General features: G+C 66.4%; 19 protein-coding genes. 8 read left to right on the forward strand and 11 right to left on the reverse strand.

The window, feature by feature from the left end:
• Nucleotides 1–16 precede the first annotated feature (16 nt).
• From FYJ91_RS13860 to FYJ91_RS13870, 3 genes are all read right to left on the reverse strand, one after another.
• A complete protein-coding gene (locus FYJ91_RS13860; protein ID WP_246152628.1) occupies nucleotides 17–781 on the reverse strand; it encodes a DsbA family protein in 765 nt (254 codons plus the stop codon).
• A complete protein-coding gene (locus FYJ91_RS13865; protein ID WP_149522859.1) occupies nucleotides 778–2,157 on the reverse strand; it encodes a M48 family metalloprotease in 1,380 nt (459 codons plus the stop codon). Before FYJ91_RS13865 ends, FYJ91_RS13860 begins: the two co-directional genes overlap by 4 nt.
• A gap of 84 nt (nucleotides 2,158–2,241) precedes the next feature.
• Nucleotides 2,242–4,872 (reverse strand): Rne/Rng family ribonuclease, encoded by a 2,631-nt coding sequence (locus tag FYJ91_RS13870; RefSeq protein ID WP_149522860.1) that lies wholly within the window; start codon nucleotides 4,870–4,872, stop codon nucleotides 2,242–2,244.
• 455 nt (nucleotides 4,873–5,327) lie between these two features.
• On the opposite strand from FYJ91_RS13870, the gene FYJ91_RS13875 reads away from it, so the two are divergent.
• The 5 genes from FYJ91_RS13875 to FYJ91_RS13895 all read left to right on the forward strand — a co-directional run bounded on the left by FYJ91_RS13875 (nucleotide 5,328) and on the right by FYJ91_RS13895 (nucleotide 11,042).
• Nucleotides 5,328–6,569, forward strand: coding sequence for an N-acetylmuramoyl-L-alanine amidase (locus FYJ91_RS13875; protein ID WP_246152629.1), 1,242 nt, complete (start codon nucleotides 5,328–5,330; stop codon nucleotides 6,567–6,569).
• A gap of 134 nt (nucleotides 6,570–6,703) precedes the next feature.
• Nucleotides 6,704–6,919 (forward strand): DUF5818 domain-containing protein, encoded by a 216-nt coding sequence (locus FYJ91_RS13880; protein WP_149522861.1) that lies wholly within the window; start codon nucleotides 6,704–6,706, stop codon nucleotides 6,917–6,919.
• A gap of 65 nt (nucleotides 6,920–6,984) precedes the next feature.
• On the forward strand, nucleotides 6,985–8,796 hold the full coding sequence (locus tag FYJ91_RS13885) for an ABCB family ABC transporter ATP-binding protein/permease (RefSeq protein WP_149522862.1): 1,812 nt from the start codon (nucleotides 6,985–6,987) through the stop codon (nucleotides 8,794–8,796).
• A gap of 48 nt (nucleotides 8,797–8,844) precedes the next feature.
• Entirely contained in the window at nucleotides 8,845–10,611 is a 1,767-nt protein-coding gene (recQ, locus tag FYJ91_RS13890; RefSeq protein ID WP_149522863.1) for a DNA helicase RecQ, read from the forward strand.
• Between the two features lie 14 nt (nucleotides 10,612–10,625).
• Nucleotides 10,626–11,042: a protein tyrosine phosphatase family protein gene (locus FYJ91_RS13895; protein WP_149522864.1), complete on the forward strand. Its 417-nt coding sequence runs from the start codon at nucleotides 10,626–10,628 to the stop codon at nucleotides 11,040–11,042.
• Between the two features lie 33 nt (nucleotides 11,043–11,075).
• Here FYJ91_RS13895 and FYJ91_RS13900 read toward each other — a convergent pair whose 3' ends face one another.
• From FYJ91_RS13900 to FYJ91_RS13930, 7 genes are all read right to left on the reverse strand, one after another.
• The gene (locus FYJ91_RS13900) at nucleotides 11,076–11,771 is read right to left on the reverse strand and encodes an endonuclease/exonuclease/phosphatase family protein (protein ID WP_149522865.1); all 696 of its coding nucleotides are present in this window, start codon (nucleotides 11,769–11,771) and stop codon (nucleotides 11,076–11,078) included.
• A 107-nt stretch (nucleotides 11,772–11,878) separates the two neighbouring features.
• Entirely contained in the window at nucleotides 11,879–13,228 is a 1,350-nt protein-coding gene (locus tag FYJ91_RS13905) for an ammonium transporter (protein ID WP_149522866.1), read from the reverse strand.
• A 13-nt stretch (nucleotides 13,229–13,241) separates the two neighbouring features.
• Complete coding sequence (locus tag FYJ91_RS13910) at nucleotides 13,242–13,580, reverse strand: P-II family nitrogen regulator (protein WP_149522867.1); 339 nt, start codon at nucleotides 13,578–13,580, stop codon at nucleotides 13,242–13,244.
• Between the two features lie 223 nt (nucleotides 13,581–13,803).
• Complete coding sequence (locus FYJ91_RS13915) at nucleotides 13,804–14,352, reverse strand: DUF924 family protein (RefSeq protein WP_149522868.1); 549 nt, start codon at nucleotides 14,350–14,352, stop codon at nucleotides 13,804–13,806.
• Nucleotides 14,349–15,185: a patatin-like phospholipase family protein gene (locus tag FYJ91_RS13920; protein ID WP_149522869.1), complete on the reverse strand. Its 837-nt coding sequence runs from the start codon at nucleotides 15,183–15,185 to the stop codon at nucleotides 14,349–14,351. The genes FYJ91_RS13915 and FYJ91_RS13920 overlap by 4 nt, the downstream gene beginning before the upstream one ends.
• A 40-nt stretch (nucleotides 15,186–15,225) precedes the next feature.
• Nucleotides 15,226–16,656 carry a metalloprotease TldD gene (tldD, locus tag FYJ91_RS13925; RefSeq protein ID WP_149522870.1) on the reverse strand — a complete coding sequence of 477 codons (1,431 nt, stop codon included), beginning with the start codon at nucleotides 16,654–16,656 and terminating at the stop codon, nucleotides 15,226–15,228.
• 19 nt (nucleotides 16,657–16,675) lie between these two features.
• The gene (locus FYJ91_RS13930; protein ID WP_149522871.1) at nucleotides 16,676–16,885 is read right to left on the reverse strand and encodes a zinc-finger domain-containing protein; all 210 of its coding nucleotides are present in this window, start codon (nucleotides 16,883–16,885) and stop codon (nucleotides 16,676–16,678) included.
• Nucleotides 16,886–17,113: 228 nt separating this feature from the next.
• Between FYJ91_RS13930 and FYJ91_RS13935 the strand changes: the two genes are divergently transcribed.
• The 3 genes from FYJ91_RS13935 (at nucleotide 17,114) to nadB (ending at nucleotide 20,881) form a co-directional block, all read left to right on the forward strand.
• Nucleotides 17,114–17,980 carry an SPOR domain-containing protein gene (locus FYJ91_RS13935; protein ID WP_149522872.1) on the forward strand — a complete coding sequence of 289 codons (867 nt, stop codon included), beginning with the start codon at nucleotides 17,114–17,116 and terminating at the stop codon, nucleotides 17,978–17,980.
• A 367-nt stretch (nucleotides 17,981–18,347) separates the two neighbouring features.
• Entirely contained in the window at nucleotides 18,348–19,271 is a 924-nt protein-coding gene (locus tag FYJ91_RS13940; RefSeq protein ID WP_149522873.1) for an ABC transporter ATP-binding protein, read from the forward strand.
• A 26-nt stretch (nucleotides 19,272–19,297) separates the two neighbouring features.
• Nucleotides 19,298–20,881, forward strand: coding sequence for an L-aspartate oxidase (gene nadB, locus FYJ91_RS13945; RefSeq protein WP_149522874.1), 1,584 nt, complete (start codon nucleotides 19,298–19,300; stop codon nucleotides 20,879–20,881).
• Here the strand turns inward: nadB and FYJ91_RS13950 are convergent.
• Nucleotides 20,878–22,311: an MFS transporter gene (locus FYJ91_RS13950; RefSeq protein ID WP_149522875.1), complete on the reverse strand. Its 1,434-nt coding sequence runs from the start codon at nucleotides 22,309–22,311 to the stop codon at nucleotides 20,878–20,880. The two genes, nadB and FYJ91_RS13950, sit on opposite strands and share 4 nt — an antisense overlap.
• Nucleotides 22,312–22,337 lie beyond the last annotated feature (26 nt).

Raw genomic sequence — 22,337 nt, forward strand, 5'->3', positions numbered from 1 at the left:
TTGCTGCCAATTCGAGCTAACTCTTACGCGCCTTCGCCACCGCGGCCTTGAGCGCGTCATAGCCGACCGCGCCTTTCAGCACCTGGCCGCCAATCACGAAGGTCGGCGTCGCGATGCCGCTGTCATCGATCTCGCCGGCCAGCGTCAGGTTGTTTCGGATTTCGGCGGCGACCGAGGGGCTCGCCATATCCGTCCGGGCGCGGGCGACATCGACGCCGCTCGCCTTCAGCGCATCGATCACGCGGCCTTCGTCGGGCCGACCGGCCGCGAACATGCGACTGTGGAAGTCGCGATATTTGCCCTGCAGTGCAGCCGCGAGCGCGCCACGCGCGGCGACGTCGCTGCCCGGGCCAAGGATCGGAATCTCGCGCCAGACGAGCTTCACGTCCTTGTTGTCGGCAACCAGCCGGGCGACGTCGGCGATGCTCGCGCGGCAATAGCCGCAGGCATAATCGGAGAACATCGCGACGACGATCTTGCCGTCTTCCGCCCCCATCCATGCACCGGCGAACGGCTTTTCAAGCGCGGCCTTGTTGCGTTGATAGGCATCGGCCGACTGTTTGTCGCGCAGCCGTTCGATCGCCTCGGGGATGATCTCGGGATGGGCGAGGATATACTCGCGCACCACCGCCTCGATCGCCGCCTTGTCGCGCGCGGGCAGCGACGCGGCCGGGTTGCTCGACGGGGCGAGAGTCGCCGCAACCGCGATCGAAGCGGCAAGGCCGGCGGTTGCGGCGAAGATGGTCCAGCGGTGACGACGTAACATTTCGAGATCGATCAACGCCGTTTCCTGTCCTGGGCCGCCGATCGCGCGGAGAGCGCGATATCTTCCGCCCGGATATAGTCGGATGTGCCGCGCGGGATACCCTGCATCGCGGCCTCGGCGCTTGATTGCGCGAGCCGCTCCTGCCCGATCAGCGCATAACGCTCGGCGGTGGCGAGCCGCGCGCGGGGCTCGTCGCCCAGCCCCGCATAGACGCTGCCCAGCGTGTACCAGGCGAACGGATTCTCGCGGTCGCGCGACACCGAGACCTTGAGCACATCGCGCGCCTCCTTGAGATTTTCGCGATCCTCGGTCGCGAGCAGCGCGTGGCCGAGCAGGGCCGAGATCATCGGCGCATTGCGCGACCCGGCGACCGCCTGCCGCAGAGGCGCCAGCGCCTCCTTCGGCTTGCCCGATTCGAGCAGGATCTGGCCCTTGAGCTCGAGGAAATAGGGATCGTTGGGTTTGGCCGCGACCAGCTTGTCCGCCTCCTCGACCGCCTTGTCGGGATAGGCGCCACGGTGCCACGCATAGGCCCGCGCATAATGCGCGTAGATGCTCTGATCCTTCTCGGGATATTTGCGCAGCGCGGTCGTCGGATCGTCCATATAGCCGATCAGCTTGGCTTTCACGCGCTTGAACCCTTCCTCGAGCGCAGGATCGGTAGCCTTGTTGTAAGCGGCCGAGCGCATGATGTCGCCGCGCAGATTTTCCTCGCGATCGCCCGACATCGGGTGGGTCTGCATGAAGGGATCGACGGTGGCGTAGGTGGAGGCGTAGCGGAACTCCTCCTTGCGCAGCTTCTGGAAGAAACTGAGCATCCCCTTGCCCGAGATACCCGCCTTGTCGAGAAAGCCCGAACCGGCGGCATCCGCACTCGATTCCTGCGTGCGCGAGAAAGCGAGATATTTGCCGAGTGCGGCCTGCTGCCCCGCCATCATCGCGGCCATGCCGGCATCGCCCGCACCCGCCGCCATCGCGGCGGCGCCGACGAGCAACGAGAGCAGCGTGATGCCCGTCGCCGCCTTGGCACCCTCCGCACCGCGAATGACGTGACCGCCGGTGATGTGGCCCAGTTCGTGCGCGATGACGCCCTGGACCTCGTTGGTGGTATCGGCGGCTTCGATCAGCCCGCTGTGAATATAGACGACCTGCCCGCCCGCGACGAAGGCATTGATCGATTTGTCACCGATCAGGACGACGTCGACATTGGATGGCTGAAGGCCCGCCGCGGCGATGATCGGCGACGATATGTCCTTGAGCCAGGCTTCGGTCTCGGTATCGCGCAGCACGCTCTGCGCGGCGACCGGCTGGGCTGCGAGGCCGAGCGACACGAACGTCGCGACGGCGAAGCGAGCAAGTGGCTTACGCCAGGCGAACGAGAACAGCCCCATGCTACGCCCTTTCACCCACCCGCACTGAACAGGCGATGAAGCCGCGGCCGGGCGCCGCAAAGCTGCCCGGCCGCGTCATCATCGTCAGGCGCCGAAGGTCCGCTGCCACCAGCCGCGACGCGGCGGATCGTTGGGATCCTCCTCGGCAGCCGGTTCGACCGGGGCCGGAGCCTCGGGAGCCTGCTCCGCCGCAGTTTCGGGCACCGACGGCGCCTCGATCTCGACCGGAGCTTCGGCGGCAGTCGCCGCCTTGCGACGGGCGCGCTTCGGCTTGGCCGGAGCCTCCTCGGCAACGGGTGCGGCCTCGACGACCGGAACCGACGGTTCGACGATCTCGACCGGCGCGTCGGCCGCTACGGCCTTGCGACGGCCGCGCTTCGGCTTGGCGGGAGCTTCCTCGGCGGCAGGCTCGGCAGGTGCCTCGGCAGCGGGTTCGGCTGCCACCTCGACCACCGGCTCGGCCGTCTTGCGGGCACGCGGACGACGACGGCCCTTGGGCGCAGCCTCCTCTTCGACCACGACGGGCGCTTCGACGGCTTGGACGGGCTCAACGGCTTCGGGCTCGGCCGCGACCGGCTGACCTTCGACCGCTTCCGCTTCGCCCTCGGCAGGCGCATCGCCATTGCCACCGCGACGACGACCGCGACGACCACGACGACGACGACCACGGCGCTCGCCATTTTCTTCGCCCTCGGCGGCCGGCGCGGCTTCAAAGCCCTCGGCTTCGCCCTCTTCGCCTTCTTCGGCGTCGCCTTCGCCGGCTTCGGCCTCGACACCCTCGCCATTTGTCTCCTGATCGCGGCGACCGCCACGACGGCGACGGCGACGGCCACGACCGCGACCGCGGCCTTCGCGGCCTTCTTCGCGCTCGCCGGTCTCGGCGACTTCTTCCTCGTCCTCTTCCTCGATCTCGTCCTCGATGATCTCCTCATCATCATCTTCGTCGATGATGATCGGCAAGGCCGGGATCTTCGGTGCGTGCGTCGGGGGCGGGCCGCCGGCCTCGACCGTCATCCGCGCGCCTTCCAGCGTGCCGTCCGACAGGACTTCGATCAGGACGCCATAACGATCCTCGATCTCGCTGATCTCGGCGCGCTTGCGGTTGAGGACGTAGAGCGCAGCCTCCTGGCTGGCGCGCAGCAGCAGGCGCGAACCGCGACCACGCGCAGCCTCGTCCTCCAGCATGCGCAGTGCCGAAAGGCCCGCCGACGATGCGGTGCGGACCAGGCCGGTGCCTTCGCAATGCGGGCACTGGCGGGTCGATGCCTCGAGCACGCCGGTGCGCAGCCGCTGGCGGCTCATCTCGAACAGCCCGAAGCTGGAGATGCGGCCCACCTGGATGCGGGCGCGATCGTTCTTCAGCGCCTCCTTCATCGCCTTTTCGACCTTACGGACGTTGGAGCCATGCTCCATGTCGATGAAGTCGATGACGACGAGGCCGGCCATGTCGCGCAGACGCAACTGGCGCGCAATTTCGTGCGCGGCCTCCAGGTTGGTCGCGGTCGCGGTCTGCTCGATATTATGCTCGCGCGTCGAACGGCCGGAATTGATGTCGATCGACACCAGGGCCTCGGTCGGGTTGATCACCAGATAGCCGCCCGACTTCAACTGGACGAGCGGCTGGTACATCGCCGCCAGCTGATCCTCGACGCCAAACCGCTGGAACAGCGGCACCGCATCGGCATAGGCCACCATCTTCTTGGTGTGGCTGGGCATCAGCAGCTTCATGAAGGCGCGGGCCTGGCGATAGCCGTCCTCGCCCTCGACGATCACCTCGTCGATGTCCTTGTTGTAGATGTCGCGGATCGCGCGCTTGATCAGGTCGCTGTCGCCATAGATCAGCGCAGGCGCGCTCGATCCCAGCGTGTTTTCGCGGATCTCGTCCCACAGGCGGGCGAGATAATCGAAGTCGCGCTTGATCTCGGCCTTGGTGCGCTGGAGCCCGGCGGTGCGGACGATGCAGCCCATCGTGCGCGGCAGGTTCAGCTCGGCCATGATGGTCTTCAGGCGCTTGCGATCGGCCGCGTTCGAGATTTTGCGCGAGATGCCGCCGCCATGCGACGTGTTCGGCATCAGCACGCAGTAACGGCCGGCGAGCGACAAATAGGTCGTCAGCGCCGCGCCCTTGTTGCCGCGCTCTTCCTTCACGACCTGAACCAGCAGCACCTGACGGCGGCGGATCACGTCCTGAATCTTGTAGCGGCGGCGCAGGTTCATGCGCTTCTGGCGAAGATTCTCCACGGCTTCGTCGCTGCCGCCGGTCGACTGCGGCTTGGGCGCCGGACGGTCTTCGTCGTCCTCGCCCACGTCTTCGCGGGTCTCGTGGCCGCCATCGTCCTCATAACGTTCGACGTCGGTTTCGGACGGCTCCTCGCCGTCGTCATAATCCTCGTCCTCGCGGGCGCGCAGCGCCTCTTCCTCGGCGGCGTGCTCGGCCTCTTCGCGGAGCAGCGCCTCGCGATCCTCCTTGGGGATCTGATAATAATCGGGGTGGATTTCGCTGAAGGCGAGGAAGCCGTGGCGATTGCCGCCATAATCAACGAAGGCCGCCTGCAGCGACGGTTCGACGCGCGTTACCTTGGCGAGATAGATATTACCCTTGAGCTGCTTGCGTTCGGCAGACTCAAAGTCAAATTCCTCGATGCGGTTCCCCTTGACGACGGCCACGCGGGTTTCCTCCCGGTGGCGCGCGTCGATCAACATGCGGGTTGTCATTTAATGGTCTCCAGGCGCGCGGGCCGGCAAGGCCGCCCGTCGGCGCACAATGTGTAGAAAAAAGTGGATCGATGCGCGGAAGCGCCGCAACGGCGGCTCGCATCATCGAAGTGACGTGAAACAGATTCGCAGCCGTCGCAGGGTCATTTCCGACGCGGTGCGCCGGAATGAAGGCCTCGCCCCACGCGCCGACGCTGTCGCGTCGGTCGTGGCGGTAAGGCGAAAAATAACCCATGCGATCGTCAACCTATTGTGCGGACTACCGGAAAGGCACCCGCCACGGGCCGGCCGGGATATCGTGCCGCGCTTCACTGTGCGGCGTCCCGGGATCGGACAAACTGTGCTAGCACCCGATCCCAACGCCCGCAACCCAAAGCGAACTATGGACAAAGGCGGGGGCGAAAGGGTTAAAGGGCGAGCGGCTCCATAGACGGGCCGGGTTGCGGGACGGATAGTTGCCAAAATCGAAGATCGGACCTTCTGGCGCGCTCCTTCGGTTGCTCATCGGCCTGTTCGCGCTGTTGCTGGGCGCACCGACCATGGCGGGCGCCATCATCACCGGCGTCGACATCGCAACCGACCAGGTGATCGTCCGCTTCGACAAGCCGGTCGCCACCGCATCGGCCTTCGTCCTGAACGGCCCGCAGCGTATCGCGATCGACCTGCCCAACACCCGGATGGGCCGCGTCCAGGCATCCGGCGGCCTGATCGCCTCGATCCGCCACGGCCAGTACGACCCCACCACCGCGCGGATGGTGTTCGAACTGAAGGAACCTGCCGTCGTCACCGGCGCCGAGTTCTCGTCCGATCACCAGACGCTGACGATCAGTTTGAAGACCGTATCGGAAAACATCTTCACCAAAACGGTGCGCAAGGGCCGCCAGCTGTTTGGCATCGCCCCCAATGCGCAGGCCAAAGCGCCCAGCCAGCCGGGCGGCATCACCGTGCCGCTCGATCCGCCCCGGCCCCTCCCCGTCCCCACCGTCACCGGTGCGCGCGGCAGCAACCGCCCGCTCGTCGTGATCGACGCGGGACATGGCGGCCACGATCCGGGCTCCTCCTCTTCGGACGGATCGAAACAGGAGAAGGACGTCGCGCTCGCCATCGCCAAGGCGATCCGCGACGAACTCACCGCATCGGGCCGCGTCCGCGTGGCGCTGACCCGGTCGGACGACCGCTTCCTCGTGCTGGGCGAACGGCGCGAGATCGCGCGGCGTCTCAAGGCGGACCTGTTCATCTCGGTCCATTGCGACAGCGCGCCCAACAATGCCGCGCGCGGGGCGAGCATCTACACCTTGTCGGAAGTCGCGTCGGATCGCGTCGCGGCCCAGCTCGCCGCCAAGGAAAACCGCGCCGACGTCCTCAACGGCGTCGATCTGGGCGGCGAGAATAACGAAGTGTCCTCGATCCTGATCGACCTCGCCCAGCGCGAGACGATGAACATTTCCTCGGTCTTCGCCAACCTGCTGGCGCGCGAAATGTCCGAAGGGGTGAAGATGAAGGACAATCCGCACAAATTCGCGGGCCTGATCGTCCTCAAGGCGCCCGACGTGCCGTCGGTGCTGCTGGAAACCGGCTACATCTCGAATGACGAGGATCTGAAGCTGCTGCTCTCCTCCGGCTATCGCAAGGCGGTGGCCGAGGGCGTACGCAAGGCCGTGGAGATCCACTTCGCGCGGCGCCTCACCGGCCAGTAAGCCCCAACCGGCGTTGCAGCGCCGCAACACTCCCCAAGTTTCGGCAACCGCGGCTTGCCAGCCGGTTCACCGAGGGTCATCGTCCTTTCCCAGGAGGGGATGGCACTGAGAGCGAAAAGCTCGGGAGCTATCCGATGATGGACCGGACGATATCGCAATGCCGTGAGACTGGCCGGCTGATCCTGCAGGATAGCTGCTACGCGCTCCATTGCAGCAACGGCCGCCGCATGTGGCTGGAGATGGACCGCATCCCGCTCCACCTCGTCGAACAGGAAGTCTCGGTCGAAGGCGAACGCTACGGCCGCAACCTCATCGCCGTCCACACGATCGCACCACTCGGCAAGAACTGACATCAGCCTAGATCCGTGAACGAGAGCCGGTGACGAACGGCTCCGACCACCCTATCTAGCACCCAATGCCACCCGATCGCCCGTCAGACCTCGCCCGCCCCGAACAGGGCCTTGCGACCCTCCGCCGCTTTCTTCCCTATCTCTGGCCCAAGGACGAGCCGGGGATGAAGGCGCGGGTCGGCATCGCGATGCTGCTGGTGCTCGCGGCCAAGGCGGCGGTGCTGACCATGCCGTTCGCATACAAGGCCGCGGTCGACCGGATGGCGCCGGGGATGGAACCCGCGGTCGGCCTCGCGGTCGCGCTCGTCGTTGCTTATGCCGGCGCGCGCTTCGGCGGCGTGCTGTTCGACAATATCCGCAACGCGATCTTCGAGACGGTCGGGCAGGATGCCGGGCGGCGGCTGGCGGTGCAGGTGTTCCGCCACATCCACGCCTTGTCGCTGCGCTTCCACCTTGAGCGCCGATCGGGCGCGCTCACCAAGATCGTCGAGCGCGGCACCAAGAGCATCGATACGATGCTCTATTTCCTGCTGTTCAACATCGCGCCGACGATCATCGAGCTCGCCGCGGTGTGCGTGATCTTCTACGTCCGCTTCGGTCTCGGGCTGGTGCTGGCCACGCTCGTCTTCGTTGCCGCCTATATCGGCTTCACCCGCACCGTCACCGAATGGCGCACCCGCGTCCGCCGCGAGATGGTGGCGCACGATACGCAGGCGAGCGCGCGGGCGATGGATTCGCTGCTCAACTACGAAACCGTCAAATATTTCAGCGCCGAGGATCGCGAGACCGCCAATTACGGCAAGGCCGTCGCCGATTATGCAAAGGCTGCCACCAAGAACGAACGCTCGCTCGCGATCCTCAACGTCGGCCAGTCGCTGATCACCAACGTCATCATGGCCGGCGCGATGGGGTTCACGGTGTGGGGCTGGAGCCGGGGGCAGTTCACGACGGGCGACGTGGTGCTGGTCAACACGCTCCTGTCCCAGCTTTTCCGCCCGCTCGACATGCTGGGCATGGTCTATCGCGAAATCCGCCAGGGTTTGATCGACATGGAGGCGATGTTCCGACTCGTCGACACCCCCGCCGAGGTGAAGGACGTGCCCCACGCCCCGCCGATCGCCGTCACCGGCGGCGCGGTGCGGTTTGAGGACGTCCGCTTCGCCTACGATCCCGAACGGCAGATATTGAAGGGCATCGATCTGGACGTGAAGCCGGGCGCGACCCTCGCGGTCGTCGGCCATTCGGGCGCGGGCAAGTCCACCCTCGCGCGCCTGCTCTACCGCTTCTACGACGTGACCGGGGGCCGCATCACGATCGACGGGCAGGATATCGCCAAGGTCAGCCAGACGTCGCTGCGCGAGGCGATCGGCATCGTTCCGCAGGATACGGTGCTGTTCAACGACACGATCGGCTACAATATCGGCTATGGCCGCGAGGGCGCGACGCAGGATCAGATCGAGGGCGCCGCGAGAGGCGCCGCGATCCACGACTTCATCCTCTCGCTGCCGCAGGGTTATGCCACCCCGGTCGGCGAGCGCGGCCTGAAGCTTTCGGGCGGCGAGAAACAGCGCGTCGCCATCGCGCGCACTTTGCTGAAAGACCCGCCCGTCCTGATCCTCGACGAAGCGACCAGCGCGCTCGACAGCCGCACCGAGGCGGGCATCCAGACAACGCTGCGCGGGGTTGAGGCCGGGCGCACCACGATCGTCATCGCGCACCGCCTCTCCACCATCGTCCACGCCGACGAGATCGTCGTGCTGGACGCCGGACAGGTGATCGAACGCGGCACCCATGCCGGCCTGCTTTCCCAGAACGGCACCTATGCCGACCTGTGGCGCCGCCAGGCACACGAACGCGAACTGGAGGAAGCGTCCTAACGGGCGGGAAGGCTGGCCACGCCTTCCTCAACCCGCTAGTCGGACCCCATGCCCGCCCCCTTGGAAGCCCTGCGATCGACCTTCGGATACAACCAGTTCCGCGGCCGCCAGCAGGACGTGATCGATCGCGTGATGGCGGGGCAGCACACGCTGGCCGTGATGCCCACCGGCGCGGGCAAGTCGCTGACCTATCAGATCCCGGCCCTGTGCCGTGAGGGGACCGGCCTGGTCGTCTCCCCCCTGATCGCTTTGATGCACGATCAGGTGCGATCGGCCACCGCCGCCGGCATCCGCGCCGCCGCGCTCACCAGCGCCGACGACAATCGCGACGAGACGATGGACCGCTTCGTCCGCGGCGATCTCGACCTGCTCTATGTCGCGCCCGAGCGCGCATCGACCGAGGGCTTTCGCCGCCTCGTCCAGCGTGCGCGGCTCAGCCTGATCGCGATCGACGAGGCGCATTGCGTGTCCGAATGGGGCCACGACTTCCGCCCCGATTATCGGACGCTGCGCGGCTTCACCGAGATGCTGGGCGATATTCCCCGCCTGGCACTCACCGCCACCGCCGACAATCACACCCGCGCCGACATCCTCGCCCAGCTTCACATCCCCGAAGAGGGGCTGATCCTCGCCGGATTCGACCGCGCCAATCTGCGCTACAGCATCACGCCCCGCGACGGCATCGGGCGCCAGCTGGCCGAGGTGCTGGCCGAGAACAAGGGGTCGGGCGTCGTCTATGCCCCCACGCGCGACGCGACCGAGAAGCTGGCCGCGCAGCTCGCGAGCGCCGGCCGCGCCACCCGCGCTTATCATGCGGGCCTCGATCCGCAGGTCCGCGCCGCCAACCAGAAGGCGTTCGTGTCGAGCGAGGATATGGTGATGGTCGCCACCGTCGCGTTCGGCATGGGGATCGACAAGCCCGACGTCCGCTTCGTCGCCCATGCCGGCCTGCCCAAGTCGATCGAGGCTTATTATCAGGAAACCGGCCGCGCGGGCCGCGACGGCGATCCCGCGACCACCCACCTGTTCTGGGGTGCCGAGGATTTCGCGCGTGCGCGCCGTCGCATCGAAACCGATGTCGAGGAAAGCCGCCGGGGCGGCGAGCGCCAGCGATTGAACGCGATGGCGATGCTGGTCGAGGCACCGACCTGCCGCCGCGCGATCCTGCTGCGCCATTTCGGCGAGGAGCCGCCAGAACGGTGCGGCAACTGCGACAACTGCCTCACCCCGCCCTCATCCTTCGATGCCAGCGTGGTCGCGCAGAAATTGCTCTCCGCCGCCTTCCGCACCGAAATGCGCTATGGCGTCACCCACCTGTCCGACGTGCTGGCGGGCAAGGAAACCGACAAGATCCTGGCGGCGGGCCATCACCGGCTCTCGGTGTTCGGCATCGCCGACGAGGAGGAGTTGCGGCTGGTGAAGCCCGTCGCCCGCGCGCTCCTCGCCCGCGATGCGCTGCGCGCCGACGATTATGGCGGGCTGAGCTTCGGTCCCGCCGCCCGCCCGATCCTGAAGGGTGAAGAAGGGCTGGCGATCGTCCTGCCGCCCAAGCGCGAACGCCGCCGCAAGGATCGCACGACGGGGCAGGACTATCCGCCCGATCCGTTGTTCGACGCGCTGCGCATGCTGCGTCGCGACCTCGCGCGCGCGCAGGGCGTGCCGCCTTATGTCGTCTTCCTCGACGCGACGTTGCGCGAAATGGCCGGCCTGCGCCCCGAAACGCCGGGTGGCCTCGCGCAGATTTCGGGGGTAAGCGCCAAGAAACTCGACCAATATGGTGACGCCTTTCTCGACGTCATCCGCGCGCATAGCTGACGAAGGAGACCGCGATGTTCCGCAAGATCGACGACCGCATCTCGGTCTTTGGCCAGATCCGGCCCGAAGATGTCGCAACCGCCGCCGCGCAGGGCTTCACCACCATCGTCAACAACCGGCCCGAGGAAGAGGAGGCCGGTCAGCCAGCGGGCGACACGATCAAGGCCGCCGCGAAGGAGGCCGGCCTCGCTTATGTCGCGATCCCGATCACCCATGCCGGTTTCTCGATCCCGCAGGTCGATGCGATGCGCAAAGCGATCGCCAACGCGGATGGCCCGATCCTCGCCTTCTGCCGATCGGGCACGCGATCGACCCTGCTGTGGGCGCTCGCCTCGGCCGCCGACGGCGCCGATCCGGAAGAGGTCGCGCGCAAGGCCGCCGCTGCGGGCTACGACGTCTCGCCGGTGCGCCCGTTCATGGCGCCGCGCTAATCACCCCACACCGCTCGTGTCGTGCGGATTATATTAGGGCAACGTCACCCGCGCCCAGATCGGCAGATGATCGCTCGCCAGCCGGGCGCGCTCGGACACATGCACCCCACAGGCGACGACATGAACGTCGGTGCTGGTGACGATCCGGTCGAGGCAACCCACGGGCCTGCGGCTGTGATAGCTGCGGCCCGTCGCCGCGACGCGATGATCGACCATGAAGTCACGAATGCATCCGCCGTGGAGCGACCATTCGTTGAGGTCGCCCATCAGCACGGTCGGCATATGATGCCGCCGCGCCTTCACATGCGCGATAATCGCGCGCACCTGCCGTCGCCGCCATAGCCCCGACAGATCGAGGTGCATGCCGACGATGCGCAACTCCTTGCCCCCCACCCGGAGTTCCGCGAGCACGGCACCGCGCGGCTCGAGCGTCGGCAGGTGGATCGGTTCGAAATCGAGGATATCGACCGGCTTTTTCACCAGGATCGCATTGCCATGCCAGCCCAGGCCGCCCGGGCGGATGTCGAACGGCACCGGCCGATAGTCGCCATGCGCGGCGATCAGTTCGGGCGGCAGCGCGCTCTGGCGTGCGCCGAAGCGGCGATCGGCCTCCTGCAGCGCCACCACATCGGCATGCACTTCATGCAGAACATCGAGCACGCGCTGCGGCTGGCGCCGCCGGTCGGTGCCCAGGCCTTTGCGGATATTGTAGGAGGCGACGGTGATCATGATCCCGTCCTAAACAAAAAAAGGGCCGGTAGGTTGCCCCACCGGCCCGAGTGCGTTCGCAGGAGGAACGTCGTGAGGGGCCGCCGCTATGGGCGGCCCCAATTCGGTTAAGAGTTGTAGGCGCGCTCGCCATGCTCGCCGAGGTCGAGGCCTTCGACCTCGGTTTCGGCGCTGACGCGCAGGCCGGTCACCAGCTTGGCGATGAAGATCGCGATGGCGGTGCCGATCGCGGCCCACACGATGGTGGCGAGAACCGCGAGAACCTGAGTGACCAGCTGGCCGCCCATGTCGAAGTCGGCGCCGCCCGGGCCGCCGAGCGACGGGGCATAGACGATGCCGGTGCCGATCGCGCCGATCATGCCGCCGATGCCGTGGATACCGAAGGCGTCGAGCGAGTCGTCGTAACCCAGAGCCGGCTTCACCTTCGCGACGAAGATGTAGCAGACCAGCGAGGCGACGGCGCCGAGCACGATCGCGCCCATCGGGCCGGAGTTACCGGCCGCAGGCGTGACGGCGACGAGGCCGGCAATGACGCCCGAGCAGAAGCCCAGGGCCGACGGCTTGTGACCGAACAGCTTTTCGACGACCAGCCAGGCCAGAGCCGCCGAGGCGGTGGCGACGAAGGTGTTGATCATCGCAAGCGCGGCCGAACCGTTCGCTTCGAGAGCCGAGCCGGCGTTGAAGCCGAACCAGCCCACCCACAGCAGGCCGGTGCCGACGAACGTCAGCGTCAGCGAGTGCGGAGCCATGGCTTCCTTCGGATAGCCGATGCGCTTGCCGAGCATGATGCAGGCGACCAGCGCCGAGACGCCGGCGTTGATGTGCACCACGGTGCCGCCCGCGAAATCCAGCGCGCCCATTTCGAAGAAGAGGCCGCCGGCCGCCCACACCATGTGCGCGACGGGGAAATAAACGATGGTGAGCCAGATCAGGGCGAAGACGAGCACCGCCGAGAACTTGATCCGCTCAACGACCGAACCGAGGACCAGCGCGACCGTGATCGCGGCGAAGGTCATCTGGAAGGCGATGAACACATATTCGGGGATCACGACGCCGTCGGTGAAGGTGGCGCCGGTGCTGTCCGGGGTCACGCCCGCGAGGAACAGCTTGTCGAAGTTCGAGATGAAGGGCTTCAGCGATTCCGAAGCGTCGGGGCCGAAGGCCATCGTGTAGCCATAGACGACCCACACGATCATCGCGAGCGCAGCCGCGCCGCCGATCTGCGTCATCACCGAGAGCATGTTCTTCGAACGGGCGAGGCCGCCGTAGAACAGTTGCAGGCCCGGCAGGATCATCGCGAGAACGAGGACGGTCGAGACCATCATCCAGGCGGTGTCGCCCTTGTTCGGCACGGGCGCGGCGGCTTCGGCAGCCTCCTGTGCCCAGGCGGGCATCGCCGTCAGCGCGGTCACGGCAAGGGTGCCGAGTCCCGTCGCAATCTTGTTGGACAGTTTCATCTTTCCCCCTTCCTTAGAGCGCGACGTCGTCGGTCTCGCCGGTGCGGATCCGCACGGCCTGAGCGATGTCGAGAACGAAGATCTTGCCGTCGCCGATCGCGCCGGTGTTGGCCGACTGCTGCACAGCCTCCACGACGCGCCCGGCCAGATCGTCGGTCGTGGCGACCTCGATCTTGATCTTGGGCACCATGTTCGTGCTGTATTCGGCCCCACGGTAGATTTCCGTCTGACCCTTCTGCCGCCCGAAGCCCTTGACCTCGGTCACGGTCATGCCCTGCACACCCAGGCCGGACAGCGCTTCACGCACCTCGTCCAGCTTGAACGGCTTGATGATGGCAATGACGAGTTTCATTCCGCCTCCCTCTTTTCAGCCCGACATTGCTTCGCAACATCCGTGCCAAATGGGACAAGGCGTGGTTTCGTTGACTCCGGACTGTCACAAATCGGGCAGCGACACCCTGCGGGGCGCGAACTTCTGCCCGAAAGTTAATCCATGCCTGTTTTTTGAGCAGAAAATCGCCGCAGCGCAGCGCAAAAGGCGAGCAGATCGATAGCCGAAAGCAGCGCTATCCGCCTTACCAGGTTTCACCTTCTTCGATCGCCTCGGCCTCACCGGGGCGATCCTTGCGTCCAAGCGCGGCGTTGCGATGCGGAAATCGGCCGAAGCGCGCAATCATGTCGCGATGTTCGTTCGCGTAGCGAAGATGTTGGGCCTCGCCCAACTGCGTGAACAGCAACAGAGCGCGATCCTGATCGGCCATATCCTCGCTGTGCATGAACGGCAGATAGAGGAACGTCCGCTCATCGAGCGTCATCGATCGATCGAGCCGCTTGTCGATCGCCCCTTCCGCGATCGCGCGGGCCAGCAGGTCGGTGGAGAAGGCGTCGGCATGTCCCCGGAACATGTTGCGCGGGAACTGATCGAACAGGATCACGCCCGCGAGCGCATCCCGCGCCGACCCAAGGAAGCTGCCAGGCATGCGCGAGCCCCATTCGGCCCATATCTCGCCAAAGCGATCGACGATTGCGTCGTCGGTGTCCTGCGATCGTTCCCACCAGCGATCGGGGCCGATCTCCCGAAACCAGAAATCGAGGATCGCGTCGGTCGTCTCGTCTTCGATCACCGTAATGCCTTCGCCTTGGTCACGGGCCGCGCGGCGAGATCAAGGATCGCGGGCAGCGCCTCGAACACCGACTGGCGGCCGATCTCGATCAGCATGTCGGCCTTGGTAAAGTCGTGTATGTCGACATGGCCGACCGGCAGGGTGAGCGCGAGATCGGGTGGATCGATCGCCAGCGACGCGCGCGCGAGTTCGGACATCAGCAGCATCGTCGACGCGCGCACCACCGCCATCGTCGAATGCGCACCCGCGGGCCGCTCGCGGATCGCCGAGACCCGCTTGCGCCCCGCATAATCGCCCTGAAGGTTCACCGACACGATCGGCAGGCCGGGCGCGATCGTGCGCGCCGCCGCGACGGGCACAGGCGCCACGACGCCGCCATCGACCAGGAAGCGACCGTCGCTGCGCACCGGGCGGAACAGGCCCGGGATCGCCATCGAGGCCATGATCGCCGGAACCACGAAGCCGCGATCGGCGATCACCGCCTCGCCGCTCGTCAGGTCGGCGGCGACGGTGGCGGCAGGCATCCACAGATCCTGAAAGCGCATCTCGCCGAAATGGAGTTCCAGTTCGCGCAATATCGTCCGCCCGCCGAGCAGCGCGCCGGGCTTCATGTGCAGATCGAGATAGGAAAGGACACGCAGCCAGCCGGCGGTGCGGGCGATATGCTCCAGCGTGTCGAGCCGACGCGCCGCGAAGCTCACCGCCGCAAGCGCGCCGATCGAGGTGCCCGCCACTCCGCCGACATCGACGCCCGCCTCCTCCAGCGCGCGCAGCACGCCGATATGCGCCCAGCCGAGCGCCGCGCCACCGCCTAGAGCAAGTGCTATCGGCATGCGTGCCTCACCGCCTCACGGGGTTGGGAGACATCGCGCCTCAGGCCGCCGTGCCACCCACGGTGAGGCCGGAAATCAGCACGGTCGGCTGGCCGACACCCGCAGGCACCGATTGGCCGCCCTTGCCGCAGATGCCCACGCCTTCGTCGAGCGCCATGTCGTTGCCGATCGCGGTCACCTTGGTCAGCACCGACGGGCCATCGCCGATCAGGGTCGCGCCCTTGATCGGCACGGTCAGCTTGCCATTCTCGATCTTGTACGCCTCGGTGCAGCTGAACACGAACTTGCCGCTGGTGATGTCGACCTGACCGCCGCCGAAGCTCTTGGCATAGATGCCGTTCTTCGCCCGCGCGATGATCTCGCCCGGATCGTCGTTGCCGCCATACATGAAGGTGTTGGTCATGCGCGGCATCGGCGCATGCGCATAGCTTTCACGCCGCCCGTTGCCGGTCGGGTCGACGCCCATCAGCCGCGCGTTGAGCCGATCCTGGATATAGCCTTTCAGGATGCCGTCCTCGATCAGGACGTTGCACTGGCTCGGCGTGCCTTCATCATCGATCGTGATCGATCCGCGCCGACCCTCGATCGATCCGTCGTCGACCACGGTGACGCCCGGCGCCGCCACCCGCTCGCCGATGCGGCCCGAAAAGGCCGAGCTGCCCTTGCGGTTGAAATCGCCTTCCAGCCCGTGGCCGATCGCCTCGTGCAGCAGCACGCCGGGCCAGCCGGGGCCGCACACCACGGTCATCTCGCCCGCGGGCGCCGCGACCGAATCGAGATTGACGATCGCCTGCTTGAGCGCCTCGTCGATCGCGCGGTTCCACGTCGCCGGCTCGAACAGCCGATCGTAGAGATAACGGCCGCCCAGCCCGAAGAAGCCGGTTTCGCGCCGGCCATTCTGTTCGACCACGATCGAGACGTTGAGGCGGACGAGCGGGCGCACGTCGAACGCGGTGAAGCCGTCGGGACGGACGATCTCGACCACGCTCCACGATCCCGACAGGCCGACCGACACCTGCTGGACACGCGGATCGCGCGCACGGGCGGCAGCGTCGACCTGCTGGCAAAGCTCGACCTTCTTGGCGAAGGGGATCAGGCCCAGCGGATCTTCGCCGGTATAGAGGCTGTTGTTCGTCCGGCGCGGCGGCGCGGCGCGGCTGCCCTTGGCGGGATCGAGCAAGGTCATCGTCTCGCCCGCGCGCAGGATCGCCGCTTCGCTCAGCTCGTTGGCATGGGCGAAGGCAGTCGTCTCGCCCGAAATGCCGCGCAGGCCGAAGCCCGCCTGGGTGTTGAAATCGGCGGTCTTGAGCCGCCCATCGTCGAAGCCGAAGCTCTCCGACGCCATATATTGGAGGTAAAGCTCGCCATCGTCGCAGCTCTTGAGCGTCTGCGCGGTCAGGCGAAGCGCTGCGTCGGGATCGAGCGCGTCGCGATAGAGGAAGCGGCGGGGATCGGCGGTGGTGATGCTCATGTCCGCCGATATAGGCCGATCAGTGGTGTTCGCCAGCCCCGACGCCCGCCGCAAGCACGAAACGGCGATCGCAATAGCCGCAATCGGCATAGCCGATCTCGCGATCGATCTCGATGAACACGCGCGGATGGCCGAGCGAGGCGCCGCCCGGAATGTCGCTCGCCCCGTCGCATGCGACGCGGGTCGAGTTGACGGTGACGGTTTCGGGCGAAGCGGGCTCGATGCTCATGCCGCGCGGATTAGCAAGGCTTGTGCGCCGCCGCAACGGCCTGTCCCGAGTCGGACTCGGACCGGCGCACGCGCGCCGATGGACTCTCGACACTCTCCACCCGCTCGTGTCGAGCGAAGTCGAGACACGTTGGCGTGCGAGACCGTGTCTCGACTTCGCTCGACACGAACGGAGTTGGGGAGAGAAGCTTTGAAAAGGTCGGTCGTCTTAGCGTTAGTGGTCACGGCCATGCTCGCCGCCTGCGCGAAAAAGAAGCAGGCGCCCGAGCCCACGCCGCCCCCGGCCCCAACGCCCGCCGCCCGCCCGCTCCCGCCCGGAGGCGCGCCGCCTACCTTCAAGCTGCCCAAATCCGACGGCAAGGGCGGTTGGGATACGCCGAACAACGGCATCGCCGATCCCGAAGCGATCTGGCACCTGCGATCCGCGCTCAACGTCGCCGCGCTTGCCTGCGATCGGACCGGGTCGAAGGGGATCGTCGCGGGCTACAACAAGCTGCTCACCGCGCAGAAGGCCGCCTTCGCCAAGGGCTATGCCGCCGAAGGCACGCGCCACGGCAAGGGCACCCCGCTCGATCGGCACGTCACCAGCGTCTATAATTATTTCGCTCAACCGCCCGCACAGGCAGGATTCTGCCCGGTCGCGGCCGATGTGCTGAAGGAAGCCGCGACCGTCAGCACCGCCGACTTCCCCGTTTATGCGCCAAAGGCGCTCGCGCGGTTGGAAGCCCCGTTCACCGCCTTCTACACCGCCTTCGCCGCATATGAGGTCGAACTGGCGGCGTGGGAGAAGGGGGGCGGATCGAAGATGGCCGCCGCCGAACCGATGCGCATGATGCGCGCCGCGCCCGCCGGCCCGCCCTGGCGAATCCAGCTCGGCGCCTATTCGGGCGACAAGGCCGCGCGCGAGGCGTGGGGCCGGATCAGCAAGCGGATGTCGAAGGCGGCCGATTTCGAGCCGCGTTACGAACCCGTCCCTGGCAAAACCCTGGTCCGCGTCCAGATCGGCCCCGTCACCGACCGTGACGAGGCCATCGCGCTCTGCGCCGCCGCCTCTGCCGCCGCACTCGATTGCTTCCCGGTGGCGCCCAAGCCCTGACTTATTCTCGCCCGTCAGGGGGAGGTGGCGCCGAAGGCGACGGAGGGGGAGGACACGAAACGTCCTGCTTGCCGCCGCCCTCCCCCTCCGTCAGCTAAAGCTGACACCTCCCCCTGGCGGGGGAGGATAAGTCAGGGCTTGACGGACAAGAACAAATCAAGTACAAACTCAACCATAGCGCATCGGCGCGTCGCTCTTTCTCATCGTTCGGCGGACGGCAATTCAGCGTAAGTCCTTTTGGGGAAGCGATTCCGAGCGTGACGTAGTGACAACTTCCACAACTTCCGACCCAGCGTGACGCTGTGAATCGCCTCATCCGCGCTAAGCTCTTTCGCCGCTTCGCCGCGCCGCCTATACCGCCAGCGCAATGACCGAAGCAGCCATCAGCATCCGGGGCCTTTCCAAGATCTACAAGGGCGGCAAGCAGGCGCTCCATGGGATCGACCTCGATATACCCCGTGGCCAGATATTCGGCCTGCTCGGCCCGAACGGCGCCGGCAAATCGACCACGATCAACATCCTTGCGGGGCTGGTGAACAAGAGCGCGGGCGAAGTCTCGATCTGGGGTTTCGACATCGATCGCGATCCGCGCAACGCCAAGGCGTCGATCGGCATCGTGCCGCAGGAGATCGTGTTCGATCCCTTCTTCACGCCGCGCGAGACGCTCGAGAATCAGGCGGGCTTCTACGGCGTGCCCAAGGCGAAGCGCCGCACGATGGAGCTGCTCGGCAAGGTCCATCTGATCGACAAGGCCGATGCCTATGCCCGCTCGCTGTCGGGCGGCATGAAGCGCCGCCTGCTCGTCGCCAAGGCGATGGTGCATTCGCCACCGGTCCTCGTCCTCGATGAGCCGACCGCGGGCGTCGACGTCGAACTGCGTCAGCAATTGTGGGATTATGTGCGCGAGTTGAACGCACTGGGCGTGACGATCGTGCTGACCACGCATTATCTCGAGGAAGCCGAGGAGTTGTGCGATCGCATCGCGATTATCAACCACGGCCGCCTGATCACCAACGAACCGACCCGCGATCTCGTCGGCCGCGCGCAGGAAAAGGCGGTCGAGGTCACGGTCGACCGCGATCTCGACGCCGCGCCCGATGCCCCCTGCTTCGACAAGATCGAGCTCAAGGGCACCCGCACCCTCGTCATCATCTATGACAAGAGCCGGGTGAATGCGGGCGAGGTTCTCGCCGCCGTCCAGAAGGACGGCCTCGGCATCGTCGACGTCTCGACCCGCGAAGCGGACCTCGAGGACGTGTTCCTGAGTTTGACGCGCTCGGCCAACGGCTGATCCGTCGGGCTGAGAAGAGGAAGCCCGTGGCCGCATATAATTTCGACGTCGTCATCATCGGATCGGGCGCGGCTGGGCTTACCGCCGCGCTCAACCTCGCCGAACATTATAAGGTGGGCGTGCTCGCCAAGGCGGGGATTTCCGAAAGCTCCACCGCGCAGGCGCAGGGCGGGATCGCCGCCGTGCTGGAGGCGGGCGACACGTTCGAAAGCCACATCACCGACACGATCGTCGCGGGCGCGGGCCTCAACGATCGCAAGACCGTCGAGTTCGTGGTCGAAAATGCGCCGCTCGCGGTCGAAAAGCTCGTCGGCCTCGGCGTGCCCTTCAATCCGGAAGGCAACAAGCTCCACCTGACGCGCGAGGGCGGGCACAGCCATCGCCGAATCGTCCATGTCGACGACGCGACCGGCCATGCGGTGCAGGTCGCGCTGGAGGCGGCGGCGGTCGCGCATCCGAACATCACCCTCTTCCCCGATCGTGCCGCGATCGACCTGATCACCAGCCGCCATGGCGAGAAATATTCGGGCGATGGCCATGTCTGGGGCGTCTATGCGGTCGATCGTGCGACGGGGACGATCGAGACCTTCACCGGCCGTGCGACTATCCTTGCCACCGGGGGCGCCAGCCGCGCCTATCTGTTCTCGACCTCACCGCGCGGCGCGACCGGAGACGGGATCGCGATGGCCTGGCGCGCGGGCTGCCGCGTCTCGAACATGGAATTCATGCAGTTCCACCCGACCTGCCTCTACAATCTCGACGTCAAGAACTTCCTGATCACCGAGGCGATGCGCGGCGAGGGCGGGCAGCTCAAGCTCCCCACCAACGGCCGCCGCTTCATGCCGCGCTTCGACAAGCGCGCCGAACTGGCGCCGCGCGATATCGTGGCGCGCGCGATCGATCATGAGATCAAGCGGCTCGGCCTCGACTATGTCCACCTCGACATCAGCCACAAGCCGGCCGAATTCGTCATGGAGCATTTCCCGACGATCTACGCCCGCCTGCTGCCGCTGGGCATCGACATCACCACGTCGCCGATCCCGATCGTGCCCGCCGCGCACTATACCTGCGGCGGCGTGCTGATCGATCGCGACGGGCGCACCGATTTGCCCGGCCTTTATGCGGCGGGCGAGGTGACGCAATCGGGCCTGCACGGCGCGAACCGCCTCGCGTCCAATTCGCTGCTCGAATGCTTCGTGTTCGGCGATGCGGCGGCCGAACATATCAAGGCGAACTTTGCGGACATGCCCCCGCCCCCGCCGATCCGGCCGTGGGACGAAAGCCGCGTGACGGACTCCGATGAAGAGGTGATCGTCCAGCACAATTGGCGCGAGATCCGCCGCTTCATGTGGGACTATGTCGGCATCGTCCGCACCACCAAGCGGCTGGAGCGCGCGGCGCATCGCGTGGCGCTGCTGCGGCAGGAAGTGGCCGACTATTACGGCAATTTCCGCGTGACACCCGACCTGATCGAGCTGCGCAACCTTGTCGACGTCGCCGACCTGATCGTGCGCTCCGCGCTCCACCGCAAGGAGAGCCGCGGCCTGCACTATACGCTCGACTTCCCCGACACGCTCGACGAGGCGAAGGATACGATCCTCGTCCCCTAATCGTCCTGCCACGACAGCGGCCGGGCCACATCCTCCAGCGGCCGCCGCTCGCTGTCGATGCCGAGCCACCAGGCCGCCGCGCCCGCCAGCGCCATAAGACCGGCCGCGAACAGATAGCCGCCCATCACCGCGCCGCGCGATCCGCTTTCGACCAGCACACCGAACGCCCACGGCGCGATGACCCCGCCGATCCCGGTACCCAGCGCATAGAAGATCGCGATCGTCAGCGCGCGAGTTTCCAATGGGAAACTTTCCGCGACCGTCAGATAGGCCGAACTTGCCGCCGCCGAGGCGAAGAAGAAGGTGATGCTCCAGCACAATGTCTGCGTCGTCGCATCGAGCATGCCTTCGCGGAACAGCCAGCCGGTCAGCGCGAGAAGCAATGCCGACATCGCATAAGTGAAGGCGATCATCCGCCGCCGCCCGATCGTATCGAAGAAACGCCCCAGCAGCAGCGGCCCTGCGACATTGCCCGCCGCAAAGGGCAGGACGTACCATCCGACCGCATCCGCCCGCACGCCGTAAAAGTCGGTCAGCATCATCGCATAGGTGAAGAAGATCGCATTGTAGCAGAATGCCTGCGCCGCCATCAGGATCAGCCCCAGCACCGCGCGCCGCGGATAGGTGCGCAGGATCACGGCGAACACGTCGCCAAGCGGCGTATGACTGCGCGCGAGCAGGCGGGCACGCGGGGCGGGACCGGTGGGTGCGTCCGATCGCCGCTCGATGTCGGCGACGATCCGTTCGGCCTCCTCCGTCCGGCCGTGAACGATCAACCAGCGCGGGCTTTCGGGGATGAAGCGGCGCAGGAACAGGATGACGACCCCGATCGCCGCACCCAGGAAGAAGGCGATCCGCCAGCCGAGATCGGGATCGAACAGAGCCGGATCGAGCAGCACGATGCTCCCCATCCCCGCAATCGCAGCGCCCACCCAGAAGCTGCCGTTGATCGCCAGATCGGTCCAGCCGCGCCGCCGTGCGGGGATCAATTCCTGGATGGCCGAATTGATCGCGCTATATTCGCCACCGATCCCCGCGCCGGTAATGAAGCGAAGCAACGCGAAGCTGGGCAGATCCCAGGCAAAGGCCGTCGCCGCCGTCGCGCTGAAGTAAACGGCCAGCGTGATCGAAAAGAGCTTCTTGCGCCCCAGCCGATCGGTGAGCCAGCCGAAGAACAGAGCGCCCAACACCGCGCCCGCCAGATAGGCGCTGTTGGCGAAACCGACATCCGCCGCCGAAAAGCGCAGCGTCGGGCTTTGCCGCAGCGCCCCCGCCACCGATCCGGTCAACGTTACTTCGAGGCCGTCGAGAATCCAGGTGATTCCCAACGCCACCACCACCAGCCAGTGAAAGCGGCCCCAGGGCAGGCGATCGAGCCGGGCGGGGACGTCGGTTTCGACGATCGTCGCGGGGGCGGTGCGGCGGGACATCGATATGCTAACCGTCCGCCCGCCAT

This window comes from Sphingomonas montanisoli (assembly GCF_008274695.1).
GTDB lineage: Bacteria > Pseudomonadota > Alphaproteobacteria > Sphingomonadales > Sphingomonadaceae > Rhizorhabdus > Rhizorhabdus montanisoli.